The organism is Mycolicibacterium neoaurum ATCC 25795, assembly GCF_000691525.1.
Classification (GTDB): Bacteria; Actinomycetota; Actinomycetes; order Mycobacteriales; family Mycobacteriaceae; genus Mycobacterium; species Mycobacterium neoaurum.
Genome location: NZ_JMDW01000008.1, coordinates 821,554 through 845,696 on the forward strand (window position 1 = coordinate 821,554; position 24,143 = coordinate 845,696).

A 24,143-nucleotide genomic window follows, 5' to 3' on the forward strand; every position below is an offset into this window, starting at 1 on the left:
GAACTGGCTGGGCAGCGTGGCTGACGAACTCACCGTGGTGACGGTGACGTATTCACCGGGACCGCATCTCGACCGCTTCCTGGCCTCGCTCGCACATGCCACCGAACGCCCGGTCACCGTCATCATGGCCGACAACGGGTCCACCGACGGGGCGCCCGAGGAGGCCGAGCAGCGCTACCCGAATGCGGTGCTGCTGCGCACCGGCGGCAATCTGGGCTACGGCACCGCCGTCAACCGCGCGGTGCAGAAGTACGTCACCGACGGTGACTGGTTCATCGTGGCCAATCCGGATGTGCAGTGGGGACCGGGCAGCATCGACGAATTGTTCGCCGCCACCGAGCGCTGGCCCGATGCCGGTGCCCTCGGCCCGCTGATCCGGGACCCCGACGGCACGGTTTACCCGTCGGCGCGACATCTACCGAGCCTGATCCGCGGCGGTATGCACGCCGTTGTCGGGCCGGTGTGGAAATCGAATCCGTGGACGGCGGCCTATCGGCAGGAGCGGCTGGAACCCAGCGAACGGACCGTCGGTTGGCTCTCCGGTGCGTGTCTTTTGTTGCGCCGCAGCGCATTCACCGGAATCAACGGGTTCGACGAGCGGTACTTCATGTACATGGAGGATGTGGACCTGGGGGATCGGCTGGCGCAGGCCGGATACCAGAACGTCTACGTCCCGACCGCCGAGATCCTGCACGACAAGGGACATTCCACCGGTCGCGACCCCGCGCGCAATCTGGCTGCACACCATCGCAGCACCTACACTTTCCTGGCCGATCGGCATCCGCGGTGGTGGCAGGCCCCGCTACGGTGGACCATCAAGGGTGCGCTGGCGACCCGAGCCGGCCTGGTGGTCCGGAATTCTCGACGTAAGCAGGCGAAAGGACGGCACTGAGCATGGTCAATCCCGCGGAGGTCGACGCCGTCATCCTGGTCGGCGGCCAGGGCACCCGGTTGCGGCCGCTGACACTGTCCGCGCCCAAGCCCATGCTGCCGACCGCTGGTCTGCCGTTTCTGACCCACCTGCTCTCGCGCATCGCCGCGTCGGGCATCCGCCACGTGGTGCTCGGCACCTCCTACAAGGCCGAGGTGTTCGAGGCCGCCTTCGGTGACGGATCGAAGCTGGGGCTTGAGATCGAGTACGTCGTTGAGGAGGAGGCGCTGGGCACGGGCGGCGGTATCGCCAACGTCGCCGGCAAGCTGCGCCATGACACCGCGCTGGTGTTCAACGGTGATGTGCTCTCCGGTGCCGATCTGGGGGCGCTGCTGAACTGCCACACCGAACACGATGCCGATGTGACACTGCATCTGGTGCGCGTCAGCGATCCGCGTGCATTCGGTTGTGTGCCCACCGACGAGAACCAGCGGGTGACGGCGTTTTTGGAGAAGACCCAGGATCCGCCGACCGATCAGATCAACGCCGGCTGTTATGTGTTCCGCCGCAGCGTGATCGACGAGATTCCCAAGGGCAGGATGCTCTCGGTCGAGCGCGAGGTGTTCCCGACCCTGCTGGCCGAGGACCGCAAGGTGTGCGGCTACGTCGATTCCAGTTACTGGCGCGATATGGGGACCCCCGACGATTTCGTGCGCGGGTCGGCGGATCTGGTGCGCGGTATCGCACCGTCGCCCGCCCTGCAGGGCCAGCGCGGTGAATTCCTCATCCATGACGGCGCAGCGGTGGCGCCGGGGGCGTTGCTCATCGGTGGCACCGTCATCGGCCGGGGCGCCGAGATCGGCGCGGGCGCGCGGCTGGACGGCGCGGTGATCTTCGACGGTGTGCGGGTCGAGGCCGGTGCGGTGATCGAACGCTCGATCATCGGTTTCGGCGCCCGCGTCGGACCGCGCGCGCTGATCCGCGACGGCGTCATCGGTGACGGTGCCGATATCGGGGCACGGTGTGAACTGTTGCGCGGTGCGCGGGTCTGGCCCGGTGTGACGATCCCCGACGGCGGCATCCGCTATTCGACCGACGTCTGAGGTCGCGGCGCGCCGGCACTACGGGTTCTGCGGTGTCTTCGCCGTTTCGGCGCCATGAACCGTAGGCTCGGCGAACCGGTGGCGCGCCGCGCGGACCAGCGCGTCCAGCGCGGGATCGCCCGGCGGCATGGCCTCCAGTGGCCACCATCGCAGATCCAGTGACTCGTCGCTGCGGGTGATCTGCGCCTCCGCCGGTGCGTGCACCACGTACTGCAGATCCAGGTGCCGGGTGGGCGCACCGAGCGAGCAGGTGAGCGGATGCACATGTATCGCAACGAGTTCCGGATCGATGCGTAGACCGGCGATACCCGATTCCTCGGTGGCCTCGCGCAGTGCGGCGGCCACGATATCGGGATCGTCGTCCTCACAGTGTCCGCCGAGTTGCAGCCACCGGCCCACCCGGGGGTGCAGTGTCAGCAGGGCGTGCGTGCCGCTGTGGTCGAGTACCAGCGCCGAGGCGGTGATATGCCCGGGGGCGCAGGATCGCGAGCAGGCGTCGGGGCGGGCCAGCACGAATGCCAGCACCGCGTGCCGCAGCGCGTCCTGTCCGGTTTCGGCTGTCTGCCAATCGGTCAGTGCGTCGACGACGGAGGTGTGCAGGCTCATCGCCGGATGAGCAGTCCGTCGGTGGACGCCGGCTCGCGTGCCGGCTGCGGCTCGGCCGGGTAGCCGATCGCGATGGCCCCCAACGGTTCCCAGTCGTCCGGAACCGAGAGCTCGTGCCGGGCGATATCGGGGGCGAAGATCGTCGAGCCGACCCAGCAGCTGCCGATCTCGCGAACCGCCAACGCCACCAACAGCGCTTGGACCGCCGCCCCGGCGGCCACCGTGAACATCGTGTGCTCGGCGGCGCTGCGATGCGCGTCAGGGTAGCTGTGTGCGCCATCGGGCACCATGAACGGGATGACCAATTCGGGTGCGTCGTAGAGCAACCGGCCCCGATCGGCGCGGCGTGCGGCGTCCTCGGGGGAGCGGCCGTCGCCGGTGAGATCGGCTTCCCAGCGCGCCCGCATCGCGTCCAGCAGCCGGACGCGCGTCGCGCGGTCGCGCACCCACACGAACCGCACCGGTCGGGTGTGGTGCGGCGCGGGCGCGGTCAGCGCCTCGGCGACGGCGGCCTCGACGAGGGCGGGCGGCACCTCCGCAGGGTCGAAGGTGCGAACCGACCGACGCAACAACTGCGCCTGGTGGCGGCCGAGTTCGATGGCCTCGGCGGTGCCCAGCCAGAACAGGTCGTCCTGCCCGCTGCGCACCAGGGTGCGGCCGCTGGAGCCGTCGTCGTGCACGGTGAGACCGCGGACCACCGCCGCCGGGATCCCGGTGAGCTTTCCCTTGACCAGGTCCGCCGCGGCGGCGAGTTCGTCGGCCACCGCGATCTCGGTCACCACCAACTCGTTACCGTGCACATCGTGGGCGCCGGCGTAACCGTGCAGCACCGTCAATCCGGCGGCCCCGATGGCGACATCGGTCTGCCCGTTGCGCCAGGCGCGGCCCATGGTGTCGGTGACCACGACACCCACCCGCACGCCGAGGCGATGCGCCAGACCGTCGCGCAGGGCGGCGGCGCTGGCGTCGGGATCCACCGGGAGCAGCGCCAATTCGGCGGCATCGACATTCGAGCCGTCCACCCCGGCGGCGGCCTGGATCAGGCCGACCGCGTTCTCGGTGATCAGCGTCTTGCCCTTGCGGGCAAGCACCCGTACGGCCTCATCGTCGATGAGCTTGCGGCGCAACGCATCCCGTTGTTCGGGGTCGGTGGGTGCCGGCACGATGCGGCCCTCGGCCTTGGACAACACCTTGCTGGTGATGACGAGCACATCGTCATCGCGCAACCACGGCGCGGCCCCGGCCACGGCCGCGGCCACATCGTCACCGGGCCGGAACTCGCCGAGACCGGTGACCGGGATGATCTCGAGCGCGCCTGCGCTGCCGTGTTCGGCACTCACAGCGTCAGCCCGGCCAGATCCAGGCCGGCGCGCACCATCTCGGCGGTCACGGCGGGCTCGGACATCAACAACGGCGCCTGGGCGACGGTGACACCGTCGATCTGGGCACTGTCACCCTGATCGATCAACCAGCCGTCCAGGATGCCGACGCCGCTGCGGGCACCGTAGTGCCGTCCGACAGCCTCGGAGGACGATTCGACACCGATCACCGAGAGGCATTCGTCGGCCATGCCGCGCAACGGCTTTCCGGCGATGATGGGGGAGTAGCCGATCACCGGGGCCGCGGTGGAACGCAGCGCGGCGCGGATACCACCCACGGTGAGGATGGAGCCGATGCTGACCACCGGGTTGGACGGCGCGACCAAGACGATGTCGGCGCCGGTGATCGCCTCGGCCACACCGGGTGCTGCCGAGGCCTTGTCCGAACCCACGAACGCGAAACTGTGCGTCTGCACCTTGGCGCGGTAGCGCACCCACCACTCCTGGAAGTGGATGGCCTTGCGCTCACCTTGCGGATCGGTGATCACCACATGGGTCTCGCTGCGGTCGTCGCTGGCCGGCAGCAACTGCGCGCCGGGTTGCCATCGTGCGCACAGCGCCTCGGTCACCTGGGACAGCGGGTAGCCCGCCCGCAGCATCTGGGTGCGCACCAGGTGGGTGGCCAGATCGCGGTCACCGAGCCCGAACCAATCGGGCTGCACGCCATAGGCGGCCAGTTCTTCCTTGGCGTGCCAGGTTTCGTCGCGGTGGCCCCAACCGCGCTCGGGATCGATGCCACCGCCGAGGGTGTACATGCACGTATCGAGGTCCGGACAGATGCGGACGCCGAACATCCAGGCATCGTCGCCGACGTTGACCACCGCCGTCACCTCGTGCGCCGGCGTGCCGGTGGGGTCGGCAAACTGGCCCAGCCGCAACAGATGCTGGACCCCGAGCAGGAACCGGGCGCCGCCCACGCCGCCCACCAGAACGGTGACCTTCACGACCTCAGACCCTAGGCCAGTCGGCCCGCGGCGTCGTCGCCACCCGGGGTGTGGCGAACACGCCGGAGCATGGACACGCCGGATCTACGTCACGGGATGGTATGAAAACTAGCCATTCCGCTTGACCGAGACAGCTAACAAGTGTCTAATCACATCAGTGTCATTCCTGGTTCGCCGCCGGTTGCGGTGGCGCAGACCGACATTCGATCACCTGTTCGAATGGAGTGGCCGGACATCACAATAGTGATAGCTGGGGTAGTGCTGGTGGGGATAGCGTTTTCACGATCCGGCAGGGGCTCCACCCGTGGGGAACATACAAGTAGGTGAGGAGGCGGAACATGTCTTTTGAGCAGGTCGATCTCGACCGCGTGCTCCGGTTCGACAACCGGATGCTCGGTTCAGTGGGCAGCGCACCGCACACCGCTGCCGGTCCGGAATCCAACGATGTGATCGCACGTCCGCAGCTGAGCCTGGTCTCTGACCGCGCCGAACTCGCTGCGCCGTCCGACGAAGATGATCAGTGGCAGGAGCGCGGCCTCTGCGCGCAAACTGATCCCGAGGCGTTCTTCCCCGAGAAGGGCGGCTCGACCCGCGAAGCCAAGCGCATCTGCCAGGGCTGCGAGGTGCGTGATCGCTGCCTGGAGTACGCCCTCGCCAACGACGAACGTTTCGGCATCTGGGGCGGACTGTCCGAGCGTGAGCGCCGGCGCCTCAAGCGCGGCATCATCTGACGTTCGGCGTCAGGCGTCGTCGGCCGGTGCGTCGATGACGTCGGGATCCACTCCCAGATAGGTGGCCACCTGCGCCACCAGAACTTCGTGAAGTAGGTCGGCGAGCTCGTCGGTGTCTTTGGCGCGGCGCTCGATCGGCTTGCGGAACAACACAATTCGTGCCCGCGTGGAGTTACCGCGGACATCGACCCCCGCCGGGATCAGCCGGGCGAGGGCAATCGGACCATCGGCGACGACCTCGGGCGGCCACTGCACGCTCTCGGGATCCTTCGGGGCGATGCGGGGAATCTCGTCGACGGCGACGTCCAGCGTCGCGACCCGACTGTGCCACCGGCGCTCGATCGGTTCATAGGCTTCCAGCACCGCCATGTCGAATCGCTCGGCTCGGCTGCGCCAGCCGGGGACGGTCGGCGGCAACAACGGCCCGCGCATTCCACGCCCGCGGCGTGATCGGAGATGGTTGCGCTGCGCCACGGGTCAGATGGTAACGGTTGATCATCATGCGATAACGGTTGGAGATCGGCGGACGGTCGCGCGCGTGTCCGGACGCCCGTGGCGGGCCCGCACGATAATCTTCGGGGCGTGAACGTTCCCCGTCGCTGCTGCAGGCCCGGGTGCCCGCACTACGCCGTGGCGACGCTGACCTTCGTCTATTCGGACTCGACAGCGGTCGTCGGGCCGTTGGCCACCGTCTCCGAGCCACACTCCTGGGATCTGTGCGTCGTGCATGCCGGCCGCATCACCGCCCCGCGTGGGTGGGAACTCGTGCGCCACGCCGGCCCGCTGCCGGCCAACCCCGACGAGGACGACCTCGTCGCGCTCGCCGATGCGGTGCGTGAGGGACGCGAGGGCATGGCCTCCACGGTCAACGGTGTCACCGCAGGATTCTCCGATCCCACCACCGGTATGCCCGGGGGAGCGCTGATGGCGCCACCGGTGCGTCGGCCGGAACCCAACGGTCGTCGACGCGGTCATCTGCGGGTTCTCCCGGATCCGCCGTCGGAATAGCCAGGATCGCGCCGTCCGGAGATATCCGCTGCGCGCTCCGGAGGCGGGACCCGCCGCAGTGCTGGGGGCAAGCCACTAGGCTGGCCTGCAGAGCTGTCCCTTCAAGATTCCCCGTCGACCGAGAGAGCGAGGAGAGCCATGTCTCGGCCCGCTGAGGCTGTCCACGCCGTCATCAAGGCCTACGACGTGCGGGGTCTGGTTGGAGAACAGATCGACGAGGGATTCGTCCGCGATGTCGGCGGTGCGTTCGCCCGGCTGGTGCGCGACGAGGGCGATCAGTCCGTCGACACGGTGGTGATCGGGCACGATATGCGCGCCAGTTCGCCGGCCCTGTCGGACGCGTTCGCCGAGGGGGTGACCGCCCAGGGCCTCGACGTGGTGCGGATCGGGCTGGCATCGACCGATCAGCTCTATTTCGCCTCCGGTCTGCTGAACTGCCCCGGTGCGATGTTCACCGCCAGCCACAATCCGGCCGCTTACAACGGCATCAAACTGTGCCGTGCCGGGGCGAAGCCGGTGGGGCGCGAGACCGGCCTGGCCACCGTCGCCCAAGAGGTGATCGACGGTGTACCCGCCCACGATGGCGCCGCCGGCACCATCACCGACCGCGATGTGCTGGTCGAGTATGGCGATTTCCTGCGCTCGCTGGTCGACCTCGCGGCGCTGCGCCCGCTGCGGGTGGCCGTCGACGCGGGCAACGGGATGGGCGGGCACACGACCCCCGCCGTGCTCGGAGCGATTCCCGGGATCACGGTGCTGCCGCTGTATTTCGAGCTCGACGGAACGTTTCCCAACCACGAGGCCAATCCACTGGACCCGGCCAACCTGGTGGATCTGCAGAAGCATGTGCTCGACACCAGTGCCGATATCGGGCTGGCCTTCGACGGTGACGCCGATCGTTGTTTCGTCGTCGACGAGCTGGGCAGGCCGGTGTCGCCCTCTGCGGTCACCGCATTGGTGGCCGGTCGCGAACTCGGCAGGGAGATCGGCGCCACGGTCATCCACAACCTCATCACCTCGCGCGCGGTGCCCGAACTGATCACCGAACGCGGTGGTACGGCTGTGCGTTCGCGTGTCGGCCATTCCTATATCAAGGCGCTGATGGCCGAGACGGGGGCCATCTTCGGCGGGGAGCATTCCGCGCACTACTACTTCCGCGATTTCTGGGGTGCCGACTCAGGCATGCTCGCCGCGCTGCATGTGCTGGCCGCGCTCGGAGAGCAGCAGCGTCCGCTCTCGGAACTGATGGCCGACTATCAGCGCTACGAGTCCTCAGGGGAGATCAACTTCACCGTCACCGACGCCCCGGCCACGGTCGATGCCGTACTGACCGCCTTCGGCAGCCGGACCCAGTCCCTCGATCACCTGGACGGGGTGACGGTGGATCTGGGTGCGGGCCGCTGGTTCAACCTGCGTACCTCCAACACCGAGCCGTTGTTGCGGCTCAACGTGGAGGCGCGCAGCGCCGACGAGGTGGCCGAGGTGGTGGATGAGGTGGCTGCGCTGATCGCGGCGCAGACCGATGACGGTGCCCGGCCGCAGGCCAGTGAGCCGGCGCCATGACCGCCCAGGCCGCCACCATTGACCTCGATGATGTCGAGGCACTGCTGGCCGCCGACCGGGACGGATTGTTGCGGGCGGCCGCGATGGCCGGTGCGCAGGTGCGCGCCATGGCGGCCGCGGTGGGCGAGGGCGCACTCGACGAGGTACGTGCCGATGGTCTTGCGCGCACCCTGATCTGGGTGTCCGACGGCGGGCCGGCACGTGCGGCGGGCACGATGCTCGCGGCCGCGTTGGCCGGGGTGACGTCGGTACCGATCGTGCTGGCCGCCGAGGTTCCGCCGTGGACGGGCGCGCTGGATGTGGTGGTTGTCGCGGGCGCCGACGCCGGGGACCCGGTTCTGGTATCGGCCGCGGCGACGGGTGTGCGCCGTGGTGCGCGGGTGGTGCTGGTGGCCCCGAACGAGGGCCCGCTGCGCGAGGCGACCGCGGGCCGGGCCGCCGTGCTGGCGCCGCGGTTGGCGGTGCCGGAGGACTTCTCGTCGACCCGATATCTGGCTGCCGGCGCGGCGATCCTGGCGGTGCTCGACCGCGGGCTGCGGGTCGACATCGACGCCCTCGCCGACGAGCTCGACGCCGAGGCGTTGCGCAACAGCGTCGGCCGCGAGCTGTTCACCAACCCGGCCAAGGCGCTGGCCGACCGGTTGTCCGGCCGTGAGGTCGTGTTGGCTGGTGACAGTGCGGCGACGGTGGCCCTGGCCCAGCACAGTGCGACGGTATTGCTGAAGGTGGCGAGCCAGGTGGTCGCCGCGGTCGGGTTGACCGACGCCCTCAGCGCGCTGGCCCGCCTCAACGCCGCGCCGGTGGATTACGAGACGGCGCTGTTCCACGACGAGGAGCTCGACGGTCCGCTGCCCGCACGGGTGCGCACGGTCGTGCTGACCTCCGATGCGCAGCGTCCGGCCGTGGTGTCCCGTACCGAGGGCTTCCCCGATCTCGACGTCGTCAGCGCCGACGATGTTCCCGACGCCGCGCCGTCGGCCGTCGGCAACCGTCCCGAGCAGCAACTGGCGATGGTGGCGGTGCGGTTGGAGATGACGGCCGTGTACCTGCGATTGGCGCGAGGTTGACAGCGTGAACCTGCTCCGTGGAGCCATCCGTAAATATGCCTGGGGATCGCGGACCGCGATCGCCGAATTCACCGGAAGGCCTAGTCCGACAGCCAATCCCGAGGCCGAGCTGTGGTTGGGTGCCCATCCCGGTGATCCCGCGCACTGTGCGACCGCGGCCGGTGAGCTCTCGCTGTTGGAGATGATCACCGCCGACCCAGACGGTCAGCTCGGCGGCCGTACCCGGTCCCGATTCGGTGACGCGCTGCCGTTCCTTGCCAAGGTGCTCGCCGCCGACGAGCCGTTGTCACTGCAGGCGCATCCGAGCGCCCAGCAGGCCGTCCAGGGTTTCGAACTGGAAAACCACCTCGGCATCCCGGTCAACGCGCCGACGCGCAACTACCGCGACCGCAGCCACAAGCCCGAGATCATCATCGCGCTGGGGACATTCGAGGCGTTGGCCGGTTTCCGCCCGGCCGCCAGGACCGCGGAGTTCATGCGCGCCCTCGCGGTGCCTGCGCTGGATCCGTTCATCACGCTGCTCAAGGACCAGTCCGACGCCGACGGTCTGCGCGCGCTGTTCACCACCTGGATCACGTTCCCGCAGCCCGATCTCGACGTGCTCGTTCCCTCGGTGCTCGACGGGGCCATCAACTACCTGCGTTCCGGTGCGACCGATTTTCATGCCGAGGCCAAGACGATCCTGGAACTCGGCGAGCGCTATCCCGGTGACGCCGGGGTGCTGGCGGCGATGCTGCTGAACCGGATCACCTTGGCCGAGGGTGAGGCGATCTATCTCCCGGCCGGTAACCTGCACGCCTACTTGCACGGTATCGGGTTCGAAGTCATGGCCAACTCGGACAACGTATTACGCGGTGGGCTGACGCCCAAGCACGTCGATGTGCCCGAACTGCTCCGGGTGCTGGACTTCACGCCCACCGACGATGCACCGATCCTGCCGCGGGTCGCGCTGGACGGCCTGGAACTGGTCTATGACACCCCGGCCACCGAATTCGCGGTCTCGGTGCTGCGGTTGGACGGTGATCGGCTGGGTCGCGAGGTCGACGTCCCCGCCGAGCACGAGGGTCCACAGATCCTGCTCTGCATCGACGGCACCGTACGTGTGCATGCCGAGTCCGACGAGGACAACGCCATGGCCGTCACGCTGTCCCGCGGCGCCTCGGCCTGGGTTGCCGCCGACGACGGCCCGGTGCGGCTGTCCGCGGACGAGCCGGCCCGACTGTTCCGGGTGACCGTCGGTATCTGACGCGCCGGCGCGTGTACCCGCCGGCCGGTCGGTCGGTGATCAACCTCAGTGGGTGGGCCGTATTCGGCATGTCCGGGCGGGCGGCCACCGGGTCGTCGGCGGCTGACGCACGCCATGGTGTTTGTACAAAAACGGGTCATTTGTCTAGACGTCCGACAAAATGCGATCTATAGTCAAGTCTGCACGTGACAGTCCTCACAGAGGGGTAGGGCAGATGACATCGCAGATCGACCACGGGGCGATCGACGTCCCCGCGACCGAATGGCGTGACCGCAAGCGGTACCTGTGGCTGATGGGGCTGATCGCCCCGACGGCCCTGTTCGTGATGCTGCCGCTGGTCTGGGCCTTGAACGAGCTCGGCTGGCAGATCGCGGCACAGGTCCCGTTCTGGGTCGGTCCGCTGCTGGTCTACGGGTTGTTGCCGATCCTGGATCGCTTCTTCGGCCCCGACGGGCAGAATCCGCCCGACGAGGTCATGGAGCGGCTGGAGAACGACAAGTACTACCGGTACTGCACCTACGCCTACATCCCCTGCCAGTACGCCAGCGTCATCTTCGGCGCGTACCTGTTCACGGCGACGGACCTGAGTTGGTTGGGCTTCGACGGCGGTCTGGGGTGGCCGGCGAAGATCGGGCTGGCCCTGTCGGTCGGTGTGCTCGGCGGCGTCGGCATCAACACCGCCCACGAGATGGGCCACAAGAAAGACTCGCTGGAACGCTGGCTGTCCAAGATAACCCTCGCCCAGACCGGATACGGGCACTTCTACATCGAGCACAACCGTGGCCACCATGTTCGCGTCGCCACCCCCGAGGACCCCGCCTCGGCGCGGTTCGGCGAGACCTTCTGGGAGTTCCTGCCGCGCAGCGTGTGGGGCAGCCTCAAGTCGTCCTGGGAGTTGGAGGCCAAACGGCTGGAGCGCGCCGGAAAGTCCAAGTGGCACTGGTCGAATGATGTGCTGAACGCCTGGGCGATGTCGGTGGTGCTCTACGGCGCCCTGCTGGCGATCTTCGGTCTCGGGTTGATCCCGTACATCCTGATCTCGGCGGTCTACGGTTTCGCCCTGTTGGAGACCGTCAACTATCTGGAGCACTACGGTCTGCTCCGGCAGAGACTGGAGTCCGGCCGCTACGAGCGGTGCGCTCCGGCGCACAGCTGGAACTCCGACCACATCGTGACCAACCTGTTCCTCTATCACCTGCAGCGGCACAGCGATCACCACGCCAACCCCACCCGCCGCTACCAGACGCTGCGCAGCATGGACGGCGCGCCGAACCTCCCCAGCGGGTACGCCTCGATGATCGGTCTCACCTACTTCCCGCCGCTGTGGCGCAAGGTGATGGATCACCGGGTGCTGGCCCACTACGACGGTGACATCACCCGGGCCAACATCCATCCGCGCAGGCGCGCTCACGTGCTCGCCAAGTACGGGGCCGGCGAAGTGCAGGGGGCCTGAGCGTGAGCGCCTACCGTTGCCCGGGTTGCGACTTCGTCTACGACGAGGCCAAAGGCGCCCCCCGCGAAGGGTTTCCAGCCGGCACCAGCTGGGACGCGATACCCGATGACTGGACCTGTCCGGACTGCGCGGTCCGCGAGAAGCCCGATTTCGAAACAGCATGAAGCCGACTCTGCGCTGACGGCGCGAAAGTACGAGAAGCCGCCACCGTGAGCGCAGAGTCGACTGGGAAAGGGAATGACATGGACTACAAACTGTTCGTCTGCGTGCAATGCGGATTCGAGTACGACGAGGCCAAGGGATGGCCCGAGGACGGTATCGCGCCGGGCACCCGTTGGGCCGACATCCCCGAGGACTGGAGTTGCCCGGACTGTGGTGCGGCCAAGTCCGATTTCGACATGGTGGAGATCGCCCGGCCGTGACGGTCGCAACGGATCGGCGCGAAAGTTATAGGGTCGCGGTCATGAACGCACCGCGGTCCGGCGCCACCCGCGTGCCGTATGCGGAGGCATCGCGGGTGCTGCTGCGCGATTCGATCCTCGACGGCATGCGCGAGATGCTGCTGGTGCGTGACTGGTCCTCGATCACGCTCACCGATGTGGCACGGGCCGCCGGCATCAGCAGGCAGACGATCTACAACGAGTTCGGCTCGCGACAGGGCCTGGCGCAGGGATACGCCCTGCGCCTGGCCGACCGTCTGGTCAATGCCGTCGATGCGGCCATCGCCAACAACATCGGGCAGGTGTACGAGGCGTTCCTGGAGGGTTTCCGGGCCTTCTTCTTCGAGTCGGCCTCCGACCCGCTGGTCATCTCGCTGCTCAACGGCGAGGCCAAACCCGACCTGCTGCAGATCATCACGACCGACAGTGGGCCCATCATCAGCCGTTGCTCGCAGCGGCTGACCACCACCTTCCAGAACAGCTGGATCAAGGCCACCGACGAGGACGCCGGAGTGCTCGCCCGCGCGATCGTCCGGCTGGCGATGAGCTACGTGTCGATGCCGCCGGAGGCCGACCACGACGTCGCCCGCGATCTGGCCCGCCTGATGTCCCCGTTCGCCGAGCGGTACGGCGTCATCGACCCGGGACCGCAGTGACACCGTCGAGGCTCTCGCGGTCCGGCCGCACGATGAGTCTGCGGTAACGCAGGAACAGCGCGATCGCGGTCACCGCGATCAAACCGCTGAGCAGGTGTGCGGCCTGGTAGCCGCGCGCGGACACCACCGCCCCGGCGATCACATTGCTCAACGACGCGCCCACCCCCTGCACCGTCATCACCGCCGCGAATCCGACGTTGAACCTTCCGGTCCCGGCCAACAGGCGCTCCACGGCGACCGGGGTCACGATGCCGACCAGCCCGGCACCGACCCCGTCGAGCATCTGGACCGGGAAGATCGTCCAGAAACCGGGGATGGTGCCGGCGATCAGACCGCGGATCGGCAGCGCGCACAGACCGATGAGCAGCACCGTGGACAACCCGAAACGCCTGATCGCCGCCGGCGCCGCGACCGCGGCGGCGATCATCGACAACTGGGCCACCCCGGTGATGATGGCGGTGGTGCGGAACGGGGTGCCCAGCTCGATCGCGAAATCCTGGGCGATCAGCCGGCTCATCGGCGCATTGCCGAAGTGGAACATCAGCAGCACCAGCGCCAAGACCACCAGACCCGGCGTCGCGACCAAGGTCCGCAGGCCCGACGGCCGGTCCCCGGTATCGGCCTCGGACAGGCCGCGGGCCGTGTCGTGGTCGATATCGGCGGGGGAGACGCAGAAGGCGGCGAGCACCGCACCGGCGGCGGTCACCAGCATCAGCCCGATGATCGCCCGATCCCCGTAGAGCGAGACCAGGACGAAGACCGCGGTCAGCGACGCCACGTTGCCGACATGGTTCCAGAACTCGTTGCGGGCGACCTGCCTGCCGAACACCTGTTCCCCGACCAACCCCAGGGTCAGGCCCATCATGGCCGGACCGATGACGGCGCCGACGACCGCCGTACCGACCTGGCCGACCCACACGATCGGTCCGGTCGGGGCGATCAAGGTCAGCAATGCCACCGCGGTCACCACGATCACCGGACCGGCAACCAGTGCGCGTTTGCGCCGCGACCCGTCGACCAGGGCACCGAACAGCGGCGTGACCACCAGCCCGATCAGCCCACCGGTGGTGGCGATCGCGCCGAGTGCGACCGATGACCAGCCGCGAGTGGCGAGAAAAGCGTCCAGGAACGGCCCGAGGCCGTCGCGCGCGTCGGCGAGGAAGAAGTTCAGCACGGCCAGCGATATCAGCGACCGGCGCACGGTGCCGTCGTTTCCGGAGGCCGGGTGAGCACGCATGGTCGACCTCCCGCTCTGTCCTGAACGCGAGCGGCTTGGTACCCCGGCTCCGATGCGCCGAAACCGGATCCGGGACCATCGGCGGATCCGCGGACGGGGGACGGGGTTGGACAGCGGCATTTTCGGCTACGGTGTAAGGCGATACCCCGTAGCTGGCAGAGCGCCATGTGATGCGTTGGCCCTGTCCCGCGAGCCCGCAGGCTACGGGTTTCGGCATGGCCCGCGCCGTATCGTGCAGGCCTGCCTCCAGTGATGACGAACGACACAAAAGGGGCTCTGACCACTTATGACTGCGTTGACCGCCGATGTCCGCAACGGCATCGACTACAAGGTCGCCGACCTTTCGCTCGCCGATTTCGGCCGCAAGGAGATCCGGCTGGCCGAGCACGAGATGCCCGGCCTGATGGAGCTGCGCCGCGAGTACCACGATGTGCAGCCGCTCAAGGGCGCGCGCATCTCCGGCTCGCTGCACATGACCGTGCAGACCGCCGTGCTGATCGAGACGCTGGTTGCGCTCGGTGCCGAGGTCCGCTGGGCGAGCTGCAACATCTTCTCCACCCAGGACCATGCCGCCGCCGCGATCGTCGTCGGCCCCAACGGCACCGTCGAGGAGCCCAAGGGCACCCCGGTCTTTGCCTGGAAGGGCGAGACGCTGGAGGAGTACTGGTGGGCCGCCGAGCAGATGCTCACCTGGCCGAATGAGCCCGCCAACATGATCCTCGACGACGGTGGCGACGCCACCATGATGGTGCTGCGCGGCGCGCAGTACGAGAAGGCCGGCGTGGTCCCGCCCGCCGAAGAGGACGACTCGGCCGAGTGGAAGGTCTTCCTGGGAGTGCTGCGTGAGCGCTTCGAGACCGAGAAGGACAAGTGGACCAAGATCGCCGAGTCGGTCCAGGGTGTCACCGAGGAGACCACCACCGGTGTGCTGCGGCTGTACCAGTTCGCCGCTGCCGGTGAGCTGGCGTTCCCGGCCATCAACGTCAACGATTCGGTCACCAAGAGCAAGTTCGACAACAAGTACGGCACCCGCCACTCGCTGGTCGACGGCATCAACCGCGGCACCGACGCCCTCATCGGCGGCAAGAAGGTGCTGATCTGCGGTTACGGCGATGTCGGCAAGGGCTGCGCGGAGTCGCTGGCCGGTCAGGGCGCCCGCGTCCAGGTCACCGAGATCGACCCGATCAACGCCCTGCAGGCGCTGATGGACGGTTATGACGTGGTGACCGTCGAGCAGGCGATCGGCGATGCCGACATCGTCATCACCTCGACCGGTAACAAGGACATCATCACCCTCGACCACATGAAGGCGATGAAGGATCACTCGATCCTCGGCAACATCGGCCACTTCGACAACGAGATCGACATGGCCGCCCTGGAGCGCTCGGGTGCCACCCGCATCAACATCAAGCCGCAGGTCGACGAGTGGACCTTCGGTGACTCGGGCAAGTCGATCATCGTGCTGAGCGAGGGCCGTCTGCTCAACCTGGGCAACGCGACCGGGCATCCCTCGTTCGTGATGAGCAACAGCTTCTCCAACCAGGTCATCGCGCAGATCGAGTTGTGGACCAAGAACGACGAGTACGACAACGAGGTCTACCGGCTGGCCAAGCATCTCGACGAGAAGGTCGCCAAGATCCACGTCGAGGCACTCGGCGGCACGCTGACCAAGCTGACCAAGGATCAGGCCGAGTACATCGGTGTCGATGTCGAGGGTCCGTACAAGCCGGAGCACTACCGGTACTGACCGCTCGACCCATCTGATCGCAAGTAGACGCCGCGACGGCCACGTGCCGTCGCGGCGTCCTGCTGTCCGGGGTGATCCGCGGCCGTGGCGCGCGCCGGTCGGCGTTACACCTTTGCCGCCGGACGAAACGTAACGAATCCGTGGTCAATCGGCGACCTCTTTGTTACTGTCCGGTAGTGATTCGGGCCGGGGCGCTGTTCGTCGTGATGTCTTTCGGGGTTGTCATCGGTTGTCTGACAAGCGGATTGGCTCATGCCGACGACTGGTATCCGTACTACAACGAGGACGAATACACCGCCTTCTACACGCCACCGAATCCGTTGCCCGATGTACCGCCGGGTGCGCTCATTCGCACCGAACCATCTCGGCTGGTGTTGGAGCCGTCCGGCCAGCTCGGCCACATCATGGCCAACGGCACCCGCATCATGTACCGCAGCACCGACGGCCGCGGCAACCCCGATGTGGTTACCGGCACCTACTTCGAACCCTGGGCGCCGTGGCCCGGCCGGGGTCCGCGGCCGCTGATCGTCTACGGCCCCGGCACCCAGGGCCAGGGTGATCAGTGCGCGCCTTCGCGGGGCTTCAACCAGGGCATCCACTGGTCGCCGTATCTGGACTTCACGTTCAACTACGAGGAGATGTTCGTCGCGACCATGGTCGCGCGGGGCTTCGCCATCGTGATGACCGATTACGAGGGTCTCGGCACCATCGGGGTCACCCACACCTATGTCAACCGACTGTCCCAAGGCCAGGCGATGCTCGACGCGGCGCGGGCGGCCAGAGCGCTGCCCGACACCTCACTGCCGCCGGACGGCCCCGTCGCGTTCTGGGGTTACTCCCAGGGTGGCGGCGCGGCGGCCTCGGCGGCCGAACTGGCCTCGGCCTACGCCCCTGAACTCGACATCGTCGGCACCTACGCCGGAGCGCCGCCGGCCGATCTGGCCGCGTTGATCCCGTTTGCCGATGGCAGCGCGCTGGTAGGGGTGATCGGCTACGCGCTCAACAGCGTGTTCCAGACCTACCCCGAGGTGGAACCCAAGATTCGCGGTCTGCTCACCCCGCGCGGCATGGACTTCGTGGACAAGACCAGGGATCAGTGTGTTCCCGAGACGCTGACGAAGTTCATGTTCCGGCATCTGCAGCCCTACTTCAACGGACCGATCGACGTCCTACTGGCCGATCCCCAGTTCCGCGGGCTGCTCGACCTGCAGAAGCTGGGCACGCTGAAACCGAATGCTCCCGTGATGATCAACCACAACCGTTTCGATCCACTGGTGCCGTATGCGCCGTCGGTCCAACTCGGCAAGGACTGGTGTGCCAAGGGTGCCGACGTCGAGTTCCGCACCAACGAGCAACCCCCGTTCCTGAACAAGGCCGTCGTCAACCATGCGCTGCCCATGCTCGTCGACGGTGAGCCCGCGATGCAGTGGATTGCCGACCGCTTCAACGGGGTGCCGACCAGACCCAACTGCGGCCAGTTCTAGGGTCGTCCCGACAACCGGAATCGGCGACACCATGGGGGAACAGTGGCCGACGATATCGCCGCCAGCGGGACGCAGGCGTTGACGCTCTACGGTCAGGGTCGGGTGCAGGAGGCACTGATGTTGGCTTGGCAGACCGCCGCGGCCCATCCCGATTCACCGCTGGCGCAGTACACCTACGCCAGCCTGCTGCGCGAGGCCGGTCGGCATGCCGAGGCGTTGGCCGTCGTCGACCACGCGCTGCGACTGTACCCGGCATCGGCGGATGCCTGGGTGCTGCGCGGTGACCTGCAGCAGAAGGTGTCCGGGCTGGCCGCCGCCGAACCCGACTATCTGCAGGCGTTGCGGATCGATCCCGGCCATGGGCTGGCCGTGCACAACCTGGCGGTCAGCAGGTTGCGGTGGGGCACCAACACCGCGGCCTTGCGTGGTCTGCTGCACGCCATGCGGCTGGATCCCGGACTGACGCAGACGGCACTGGGCAACATCGCGCTGGCCATTACCCGCGTGCTGCGGATGGCGACGGCGTCCACGGTCCTGCTGGCCGCGGCGATGTTCGCCATCTTCACACTGCACGAGCAGGGTCAATCGACAGTTCTGGCAAGGGTTTTCACCGCGGTCCTGGCCGCGCCTCCGATCGCCGCGGTGTGCTGGACACTGCGGATGGTCCCGTCGGCGGTCTTGCGCGCGGCCTCGGCCCGCCACATTCTCGTGGCGCTGCGGTTGATCTTCCTCACCCTGGCGGGTGCCTGCGGGCTGGTGGTCGCGGCGCTCGGCGCGACCTCGCTCACCACCGTCGTGCCCGCACTGCTGTTGTTCGCGATGGTGGGGCTGACGATCCTCGGATGGGTGATCGGCGGGTAACGCGTCGGCTACGCTCGCCGCGTGCTCATCGTGATCGAGGGCCTCGACGGGGCAGGCAAGCGGACGTTGACCGAGGGTCTGCGCGTGGCGTTCGAGACCGAAGGCAAGTCCGTGACCACCCTGGCGTTCCCGCGCTACGGCGAGTCGATCCATGCCGATCTGGCCGCCGAGGCCCTGCGCGGCGGACACGGTGACCTCGCCGAGTCGGTCTATGCGATGGCGATGTTGTTCGCGCTGGACCGCTCCGGGGCGGCCGCCGACATCCGGCGACTGCTCGCCGAACACGATGTGCTGATCCTTGACCGCTATGTCGCGTCCAACGCCGCCTACAGCGCCGCCCGGCTCAGCCAGGCAGGCGACGGTGACGTGGTCGAGTGGGTCGGCGACCTGGAATACCGGCGTTTCGCGTTGCCCGCCCCGGATTATCAAGTGCTGCTCGATGTTCCGGTCGAGCTGGCCGCCGAGCGTGCCGTCAGCCGGGCGGCGAAGGAGGCCGACCGCGCGCGTGATGCCTATGAGCGCGACGGCGGACTGCAGCAGCGCACCGGTGCGGTGTACGCCCAGTTGGCCGCCGCGGACTGGGGCGGGCGGTGGATCGTCGTCGGACCCGATGTGGAGGCGGCGGCGCTGGCGGCGGGCATGTCGACGGCCTGAGGTTCACCGCGCGGCACCCCGCGTGGCACCCTGGTTTTGTCGCCTTGTGGTGACACCATGGTCACCATGAGGCAACGGATCCTGGTCGTCGACGACGACCCGTCACTGGCCGAGATGCTCACCATCGTCCTGCGCAACGAGGGTTTCGACACGGCCGTCATCGGCGACGGCAGCCAGGCGCTCACCGCTGTGCGTGAGCTCCGTCCCGATCTGGTTCTGCTGGACCTCATGCTGCCCGGCATGAACGGGATCGACGTCTGCCGGGTGCTGCGCTCGGACTCGGGCGTGCCGATCGTGATGCTGACGGCCAAGACCGACACCGTGGACGTGGTGCTGGGTCTGGAATCCGGCGCCGACGACTACGTCATGAAGCCGTTCAAGCCCAAGGAACTGGTCGCCAGGGTGCGGGCCCGGTTGCGCCGCAACGATGATGAGCCCGCCGAGATGCTGTCGATCGCCGATATCGACATCGACGTGCCTGCCCACAAGGTCACCCGCAACGGCGAGCAGATCTCGCTGACCCCGCTGGAGTTCGACCTGTTGGTGGCGCTGGCCCGCAAACCGCGCCAGGTGTTCACCCGCGACGTACTGCTCGAACAGGTCTGGGGTTACCGGCATCCCGCCGACACCCGGCTGGTCAACGTGCACGTGCAGCGGCTGCGGGCCAAGGTCGAGACCGATCCGGAGAATCCGCAGGTGGTGCTGACCGTTCGAGGGGTGGGATACAAGGCCGGCCCGCCGTGACCGTGATCGACGGGACCGCCGTCGTCTTGATCGAACGGCACCATCCGTGATCTTCGGCTCCAGACGTCGGGTCCGCAGCCGATTTCGGGGGCCGTCGCCGGTGTGGCGCGGGCTCGGTGCGCTCGGTCGTGCCATCAGTTTCGCCTGGCGTCGATCACTGCAGCTGCGGGTGGTCTCACTGACGCTGGGGTTGTCGCTGGCCGTCATCATGGTTCTCGGTTTCGTGCTCACCAGCCAGATCACCGACCGCATCCTGGAAGTCAAGGTGCGGGCGGCGACCGAGGAGATCGAGCGCGCCCGCGACACCGTCAGCGGCATCGTCAGCGGCGAGGAAACCCGGTCGCTGGACAGCAGCCTTCAGCTGGCCCGCAACACCCTGATCGATCGCAAAGCCGATGCCGGGCCTGGCCTCGCCGGTGCCTATGACGCGGTGCTCGTCGTCCCCGGTGACGGCCCACGCGCGGCCACCGCGGCCGGACCCGTGCAGCAGATACCCACCGCGCTCCGGGATTTCGTGCAGGCCGGCCAGGTGAGCTACCAGTACGCCGGAGTGCACACCGACGGGTTCTCCGGACCCGCCCTCATCGTCGGCAGCCCCGGTGCCTCGGCGCGTTCTACGGTCACCAACCTCGAGCTCTACCTGATCTTCCCGCTGAGCAACGAGGAATCGACCATCGCCCTGGTGCGCGGCACCATGGCCACCGGCGGCATCGTGCTGCTCGGACTGTTGGCGGCCATCGCGCTGTTGGTCGCCCGGCAGATCGTGTTGCCGGTGCGGTCGGCCTCACGCATCGCCGAACGGTTCGCCGAGGGTCACCTGACCGAGCGGATGCCGGTGCGCGGCGAGGACGATATGGCCCGGCTGGCGGTCTCCTTCAACGATATGGCCGAAAGCCTGTCGCGCCAGATCACCCAGCTCGAAGAGTTCGGTAATCTGCAGCGCCGCTTCACCTCCGATGTCAGCCACGAGCTGCGTACCCCGCTCACCACGGTCCGGATGGCCGCCGACCTGATCCACGATCACAGTGACGAGCTGGACCCCGCGTTGCGGCGGTCCACCGAGCTGATGGTCAACGAACTGGACCGGTTCGAGACGCTGCTGGCCGACCTGCTGGAGATATCCCGACACGATGCGGGCGTTGCCGAACTGGCGGTCGAGGCGGTCGATCTGCGCGCCACCGTGCAGAGCGCATTGGACAACGTCGGGCACCTGGCGGCCGACGCCGCGGTGCAGCTGGATGTCGACATGCCCGCCGACGGCGTCATCGCGGAGGTCGACCCCCGCCGGGTCGAACGCATCCTGCGCAACCTCATCGCCAACGCCATCGACCACGCCGAACGTAAGCCCGTGGAGATCCGGATGGCCGCCGACGAGGACACCGTCGCCGTCACCGTCCGCGATCACGGTGTCGGGCTGCGCCCCGGCGAAGAGAAACTGGTGTTCAGTCGCTTCTGGCGGTCGGACCCGTCGCGGGTACGCCGCTCCGGGGGCACCGGTCTCGGGCTCGCGATCAGCATCGAGGACGCACGGTTGCACCAGGGACGACTGGAGGCCTGGGGCGAACCGGGCAACGGCGCCTGTTTCCGGTTGACCCTGCCGCTGGTGCGCGGTCACAAGGTGACCACCAGCCCGCTGCCGCTCAAACCCGTCAACGTTGCGGCAAGGGCCAAGGACACCGCGGGCGAGCGGGGCAGGCGCGATCGCGAATCGGAGGGCGTATGAGACGCGTCCTGGTGGTGCTGAGCCTGTTCGTCACCGCCGTCCTCTTGGTATCGGGTTGCGCTGGTGTGCCGAGTTCGTCTGCGCCGCAGGCGATCGGCACCGTCGACCGCCCGGCGCCGCCGCGGTTGCCGACGCCGTCGCCCGGCATGGAACCCGATGTGCTGCTCCGCGAATTCCTCAAGGCCACCGCCGATCCCGCCAACCGGCATCTGGCCGCCCGGCAGTTTCTCACCGAATCCGCCTCGCGCGGTTGGGATGACGCTGGCAGCGCGCTGCTGATCGACCGGGTGGTGTTCACCGAGACGCGCCGCCCGGACCGGGTGTCGGTCACCATGGCGGCCGATATCCTCGGATCGCTCTCCGATGTCGGGGTGTTCGAGACCGCCGAGGGCGCGCTGCCCGATCCCGGCCCCATCGAGCTGGTGCAGACGCCCGGCGGATGGCGTATCGACAGGCTGCCCAACGGAGTCTTCCTGGACTGGCAGCAGTTCCAGCAGACCTACCGGCGCAATACCCTGTACTTCACCGACCCCACCGGTAACACGGTGGTGCCCGACCCGCGTTACGTCGCGGTGTCGGACTCCGATCAGCTTGCCACCGAACTGATGTCGAAGATGATCACCGGGCCGCGACCGGAGATGGCGCACACGGTGCGCAACCTGCTCGCCGCCCCGCTGCGGTTGCGCGGACCGGTCACCAGGGCCGACGGCAGCAAGACCGGGGTGGGTCGTGGCTACGGCGGCGCCCGCATCGATCTGGAGAATCTCTCCACCACCGACCCGCACACCCGGCAACTACTTGCCGCGCAGATCATCTGGACGTTGGCGCGGGCGGGTATCAACGGTCCCTATGTCATCAACGCCGACGGCGCGGCGCTGGACGACCGGTTCGCCCAGGGTTGGGACACCGCCGATGTCGCGGCCAGTGATCCCGGCGCAGCCGACGGCGCAGGAGCCGGACTGCACGCGCTCATCGGCGGCTCCCTGGTCTACCTCGACGGCCAACGCGCACCGCGGGTGCCCGGGCCGTTCGGGCAGCTGCGCGACCAGACCGCCGCGGCCCTGTCGCGCAGCGGCCAGCAGGTCGCCTCGGTGGTGGTGCTGCGCCGCGATGCCCCGGACATGGCCTCCTCGCTGTGGATAGGACCGGTCGGCGGGGATGCCGCGCAGGCACTCGACGGCCGCTCGCTGACCCGACCGACCTGGTCGCTGGATGAGGCCATCTGGGTCGTCGTCGACGGCGTCAACGTCGTGCGGGTCCTACAGGAGGCCGCCTCCGGGCAGCCGGCGCGCATCCCGGTCGATTCCACCGCCGTGGCGACGAAGTTCCCCGGCGCCATCGCCGAACTGCAGCTCTCGCGCGACGGCACGCGCGCGGCCATGGTGATCAACGGACAGGTGATCCTGGCCGGGGTGGAGCAGACCCCCGGCGGGGGATACGCGCTGACCTACCCGCGGCGGCTGGGTTTCGGGCTGCGTGACACCGCGGTGTCACTGTCCTGGCGGACCGGCGATGACATCGTCGTCACCCGCACCGACGCCGCGCACCCGGTGTCCTATGTGAATCTCGACGGTGTGAACTCCGACGGGCCCAACGGCAACCTGGCCGTGCCCATGTCGGTGGTCGCGGCCAATCCGTCCACGGTCTACGTGGCCGACCGCCGCGGGATCCTCCAGCTCTCCGGGTCGGCAGCCGACAACGACCTGACCTGGTCGGAGGTCGGACCGCTGATGGTCACCGGCGCGGTACCCGTGCTCCCGGGCTAGGTCCGCCCGGGCGACGGGGACCCCGATTGTCGGACCTGTTGCCGACACTTGAGGGTGTGCTGGATCTGATGCTGCCGCTGGAATGCGGCGGGTGCGGTGCGCCGTCGACGCGCTGGTGCGCGGCGTGTGCCGCCGAACTGTGCGCCAGGGCCGCCCAGCCGCAGGTGGTCACGCCGCGCCTGGATCCCGGTGTGCCGGTGCTGGCCCTCGGCCGTTACGCCGGCGCGCGGCGTAACGCGATCATCGCGGTCAAGGAACACGGCCGCGCAGACCTGGTGGCACCGCTGGCCCAGACCCTGCGCATCGGGCTGGACCGACTGCTGGCCTGGGGGCTCATCGACACACCGCTGACCATCGTCGCCGCACCCACCCGAACGTTGGCCGCACGGCGGCGCGGCGGGGACCCGGTGGCGCGGTTGGCCGCCCGCGCGACCGCTGATCTCACCGGTGTCGGCGTGATCCGGGCGCTGCGGCTGACGGGCTTTGCCAGGGACTCCGTCGGGCTGTCCAGTTCCCAACGTCAGCGCAACCTCGCCGGCCGGGTCCGGGTGACACGCCCGGTGCTCGGTGCGGTGATCATCGTCGATGATGTCGTCACCACCGGCGCCACAGCCAGCGAATCGGTGCGGGCATTACGCGATGCCGGCGTTGCTGTGCAGGCGGTTCTGGCATTGGCGAGCGCGTGATTCTCACGGGTCGTCGTTGCCCGCAGATGAAGAACTGAAAACAGGTCTGCGAAATAGGTGGCACAGTCAGGTGAACTCGGACTACGGTCGATCCCAACAACCCGTGAACACCTCACGGCGGCACCCGAAGACGGGCGCCCGTGCGGTATCGGGACTGCCCGACTGTGGTGGGAG

24 protein-coding genes are annotated in these 24,143 nt (G+C 68.1%); 19 read left to right on the forward strand and 5 right to left on the reverse strand.

The features are described from left to right. Positions 1–16: 16 nt before the first annotated feature. Entirely contained in the window at positions 17–892 is an 876-nt protein-coding gene (locus tag IC40_RS0111365) for a glycosyltransferase family 2 protein (protein ID WP_030134832.1), read from the forward strand. 2 nt (positions 893–894) lie between these two features. Beyond that, complete coding sequence (gene manB, locus IC40_RS0111370) at positions 895–1,974, forward strand: mannose-1-phosphate guanylyltransferase ManB (protein ID WP_030134833.1); 1,080 nt, start codon at positions 895–897, stop codon at positions 1,972–1,974. A gap of 18 nt (positions 1,975–1,992) precedes the next feature. Here manB and IC40_RS0111375 read toward each other — a convergent pair whose 3' ends face one another. From IC40_RS0111375 to cofD, 3 genes are read right to left on the reverse strand one after another with little or no spacing between them, the layout of a single operon-like run. Continuing rightward, positions 1,993–2,580 carry an NUDIX hydrolase gene (locus IC40_RS0111375; protein WP_030134834.1) on the reverse strand — a complete coding sequence of 196 codons (588 nt, stop codon included), beginning with the start codon at positions 2,578–2,580 and terminating at the stop codon, positions 1,993–1,995. Beyond that, positions 2,577–3,920 carry a coenzyme F420-0:L-glutamate ligase gene (locus tag IC40_RS0111380; protein WP_030134835.1) on the reverse strand — a complete coding sequence of 448 codons (1,344 nt, stop codon included), beginning with the start codon at positions 3,918–3,920 and terminating at the stop codon, positions 2,577–2,579. The genes IC40_RS0111375 and IC40_RS0111380 overlap by 4 nt, the downstream gene beginning before the upstream one ends. Beyond that, the gene (gene cofD / locus IC40_RS0111385) at positions 3,917–4,903 is read right to left on the reverse strand and encodes a 2-phospho-L-lactate transferase (protein WP_030134836.1); all 987 of its coding nucleotides are present in this window, start codon (positions 4,901–4,903) and stop codon (positions 3,917–3,919) included. Before cofD ends, IC40_RS0111380 begins: the two co-directional genes overlap by 4 nt. Positions 4,904–5,367: 464 nt before the next feature. Between cofD and IC40_RS0111390 the strand changes: the two genes are divergently transcribed. Beyond that, positions 5,368–5,634, forward strand: a complete 267-nt coding sequence (locus tag IC40_RS0111390) for a WhiB family transcriptional regulator (protein ID WP_191293506.1) — start codon at positions 5,368–5,370, stop codon at positions 5,632–5,634. Between the two features lie 9 nt (positions 5,635–5,643). Here IC40_RS0111390 and IC40_RS0111395 read toward each other — a convergent pair whose 3' ends face one another. After that, positions 5,644–6,066, reverse strand: coding sequence for a metallopeptidase family protein (locus IC40_RS0111395; protein WP_019514716.1), 423 nt, complete (start codon positions 6,064–6,066; stop codon positions 5,644–5,646). 150 nt (positions 6,067–6,216) lie between these two features. Here IC40_RS0111395 and IC40_RS0111400 point away from each other — a divergent pair, with 150 nt between their 5' ends. The 8 genes from IC40_RS0111400 (at position 6,217) to alkX (ending at position 13,067) form a co-directional block, all read left to right on the forward strand. Beyond that, complete coding sequence (locus IC40_RS0111400; RefSeq protein WP_030134838.1) at positions 6,217–6,642, forward strand: DUF3499 domain-containing protein; 426 nt, start codon at positions 6,217–6,219, stop codon at positions 6,640–6,642. Positions 6,643–6,780: 138 nt separating this feature from the next. Beyond that, positions 6,781–8,205, forward strand: a complete 1,425-nt coding sequence (locus IC40_RS0111405; RefSeq protein WP_030134839.1) for a phosphomannomutase/phosphoglucomutase — start codon at positions 6,781–6,783, stop codon at positions 8,203–8,205. Then, positions 8,202–9,272, forward strand: coding sequence for a hypothetical protein (locus IC40_RS0111410; RefSeq protein ID WP_030134840.1), 1,071 nt, complete (start codon positions 8,202–8,204; stop codon positions 9,270–9,272). Before IC40_RS0111405 ends, IC40_RS0111410 begins: the two co-directional genes overlap by 4 nt. Positions 9,273–9,276: 4 nt before the next feature. After that, entirely contained in the window at positions 9,277–10,518 is a 1,242-nt protein-coding gene (manA, locus tag IC40_RS0111415) for a mannose-6-phosphate isomerase, class I (protein ID WP_030134841.1), read from the forward strand. Positions 10,519–10,732: 214 nt separating this feature from the next. Then, entirely contained in the window at positions 10,733–11,971 is a 1,239-nt protein-coding gene (locus tag IC40_RS0111420; RefSeq protein ID WP_030134842.1) for an alkane 1-monooxygenase, read from the forward strand. 2 nt (positions 11,972–11,973) lie between these two features. Then, positions 11,974–12,135, forward strand: a complete 162-nt coding sequence (locus tag IC40_RS27265; RefSeq protein ID WP_081843402.1) for a rubredoxin — start codon at positions 11,974–11,976, stop codon at positions 12,133–12,135. A gap of 78 nt (positions 12,136–12,213) precedes the next feature. Then, entirely contained in the window at positions 12,214–12,393 is a 180-nt protein-coding gene (locus IC40_RS0111425; RefSeq protein WP_030134843.1) for a rubredoxin, read from the forward strand. Positions 12,394–12,434: 41 nt separating this feature from the next. Continuing rightward, positions 12,435–13,067, forward strand: a complete 633-nt coding sequence (gene alkX / locus IC40_RS0111430; RefSeq protein ID WP_030134844.1) for a TetR family transcriptional regulator AlkX — start codon at positions 12,435–12,437, stop codon at positions 13,065–13,067. Here alkX and IC40_RS0111435 read toward each other — a convergent pair. Then, entirely contained in the window at positions 13,045–14,304 is a 1,260-nt protein-coding gene (locus tag IC40_RS0111435; RefSeq protein WP_030134845.1) for an MFS transporter, read from the reverse strand. The genes alkX and IC40_RS0111435 overlap by 23 nt on opposite strands. A gap of 286 nt (positions 14,305–14,590) precedes the next feature. On the opposite strand from IC40_RS0111435, the gene ahcY reads away from it, so the two are divergent. The 8 genes from ahcY (at position 14,591) to IC40_RS0111475 (ending at position 23,969) form a co-directional block, all read left to right on the forward strand. Continuing rightward, on the forward strand, positions 14,591–16,051 hold the full coding sequence (ahcY, locus tag IC40_RS0111440) for an adenosylhomocysteinase (protein WP_030134846.1): 1,461 nt from the start codon (positions 14,591–14,593) through the stop codon (positions 16,049–16,051). A 206-nt stretch (positions 16,052–16,257) separates the two neighbouring features. Then, on the forward strand, positions 16,258–17,535 hold the full coding sequence (locus IC40_RS0111445) for a lipase family protein (protein ID WP_042509993.1): 1,278 nt from the start codon (positions 16,258–16,260) through the stop codon (positions 17,533–17,535). 42 nt (positions 17,536–17,577) lie between these two features. Beyond that, entirely contained in the window at positions 17,578–18,396 is an 819-nt protein-coding gene (locus tag IC40_RS0111450; RefSeq protein WP_051644314.1) for a tetratricopeptide repeat protein, read from the forward strand. A 21-nt stretch (positions 18,397–18,417) separates the two neighbouring features. Next, complete coding sequence (locus IC40_RS0111455; RefSeq protein ID WP_030134849.1) at positions 18,418–19,050, forward strand: dTMP kinase; 633 nt, start codon at positions 18,418–18,420, stop codon at positions 19,048–19,050. Positions 19,051–19,107: 57 nt separating this feature from the next. After that, complete coding sequence (gene mtrA / locus IC40_RS0111460; RefSeq protein WP_019514701.1) at positions 19,108–19,794, forward strand: two-component system response regulator MtrA; 687 nt, start codon at positions 19,108–19,110, stop codon at positions 19,792–19,794. Positions 19,795–19,840: 46 nt separating this feature from the next. Beyond that, on the forward strand, positions 19,841–21,517 hold the full coding sequence (gene mtrB, locus IC40_RS0111465; RefSeq protein ID WP_036463168.1) for an MtrAB system histidine kinase MtrB: 1,677 nt from the start codon (positions 19,841–19,843) through the stop codon (positions 21,515–21,517). Next, a complete protein-coding gene (gene lpqB / locus IC40_RS0111470) occupies positions 21,514–23,283 on the forward strand; it encodes an MtrAB system accessory lipoprotein LpqB (RefSeq protein WP_030134851.1) in 1,770 nt (589 codons plus the stop codon). Before mtrB ends, lpqB begins: the two co-directional genes overlap by 4 nt. Positions 23,284–23,339: 56 nt before the next feature. After that, positions 23,340–23,969: a ComF family protein gene (locus IC40_RS0111475; RefSeq protein ID WP_030134852.1), complete on the forward strand. Its 630-nt coding sequence runs from the start codon at positions 23,340–23,342 to the stop codon at positions 23,967–23,969. Positions 23,970–24,143 lie beyond the last annotated feature (174 nt).

Coding starts and splice junctions, on each gene's coding strand:
- manB (WP_030134833.1), top strand. CDS start 895: ATGGTCAATCCCGCGGAGGTCGACGCCGTCATCCTGGTCGGCGGCCAG.
- IC40_RS0111375 (WP_030134834.1), bottom strand. CDS start 2,580: ATGAGCCTGCACACCTCCGTCGTCGACGCACTGACCGATTGGCAGACA.
- IC40_RS0111395 (WP_019514716.1), bottom strand. CDS start 6,066: ATGCGCGGGCCGTTGTTGCCGCCGACCGTCCCCGGCTGGCGCAGCCGA.
- IC40_RS0111405 (WP_030134839.1), top strand. CDS start 6,781: ATGTCTCGGCCCGCTGAGGCTGTCCACGCCGTCATCAAGGCCTACGAC.
- IC40_RS0111410 (WP_030134840.1), top strand. CDS start 8,202: ATGACCGCCCAGGCCGCCACCATTGACCTCGATGATGTCGAGGCACTG.
- IC40_RS0111420 (WP_030134842.1), top strand. CDS start 10,733: ATGACATCGCAGATCGACCACGGGGCGATCGACGTCCCCGCGACCGAA.
- IC40_RS0111425 (WP_030134843.1), top strand. CDS start 12,214: ATGGACTACAAACTGTTCGTCTGCGTGCAATGCGGATTCGAGTACGAC.
- alkX (WP_030134844.1), top strand. CDS start 12,435: ATGAACGCACCGCGGTCCGGCGCCACCCGCGTGCCGTATGCGGAGGCA.
- IC40_RS0111435 (WP_030134845.1), bottom strand. CDS start 14,304: ATGCGTGCTCACCCGGCCTCCGGAAACGACGGCACCGTGCGCCGGTCG.
- ahcY (WP_030134846.1), top strand. CDS start 14,591: ATGACTGCGTTGACCGCCGATGTCCGCAACGGCATCGACTACAAGGTC.
- IC40_RS0111445 (WP_042509993.1), top strand. CDS start 16,258: ATGTCTTTCGGGGTTGTCATCGGTTGTCTGACAAGCGGATTGGCTCAT.
- mtrA (WP_019514701.1), top strand. CDS start 19,108: ATGGTCACCATGAGGCAACGGATCCTGGTCGTCGACGACGACCCGTCA.
- lpqB (WP_030134851.1), top strand. CDS start 21,514: ATGAGACGCGTCCTGGTGGTGCTGAGCCTGTTCGTCACCGCCGTCCTC.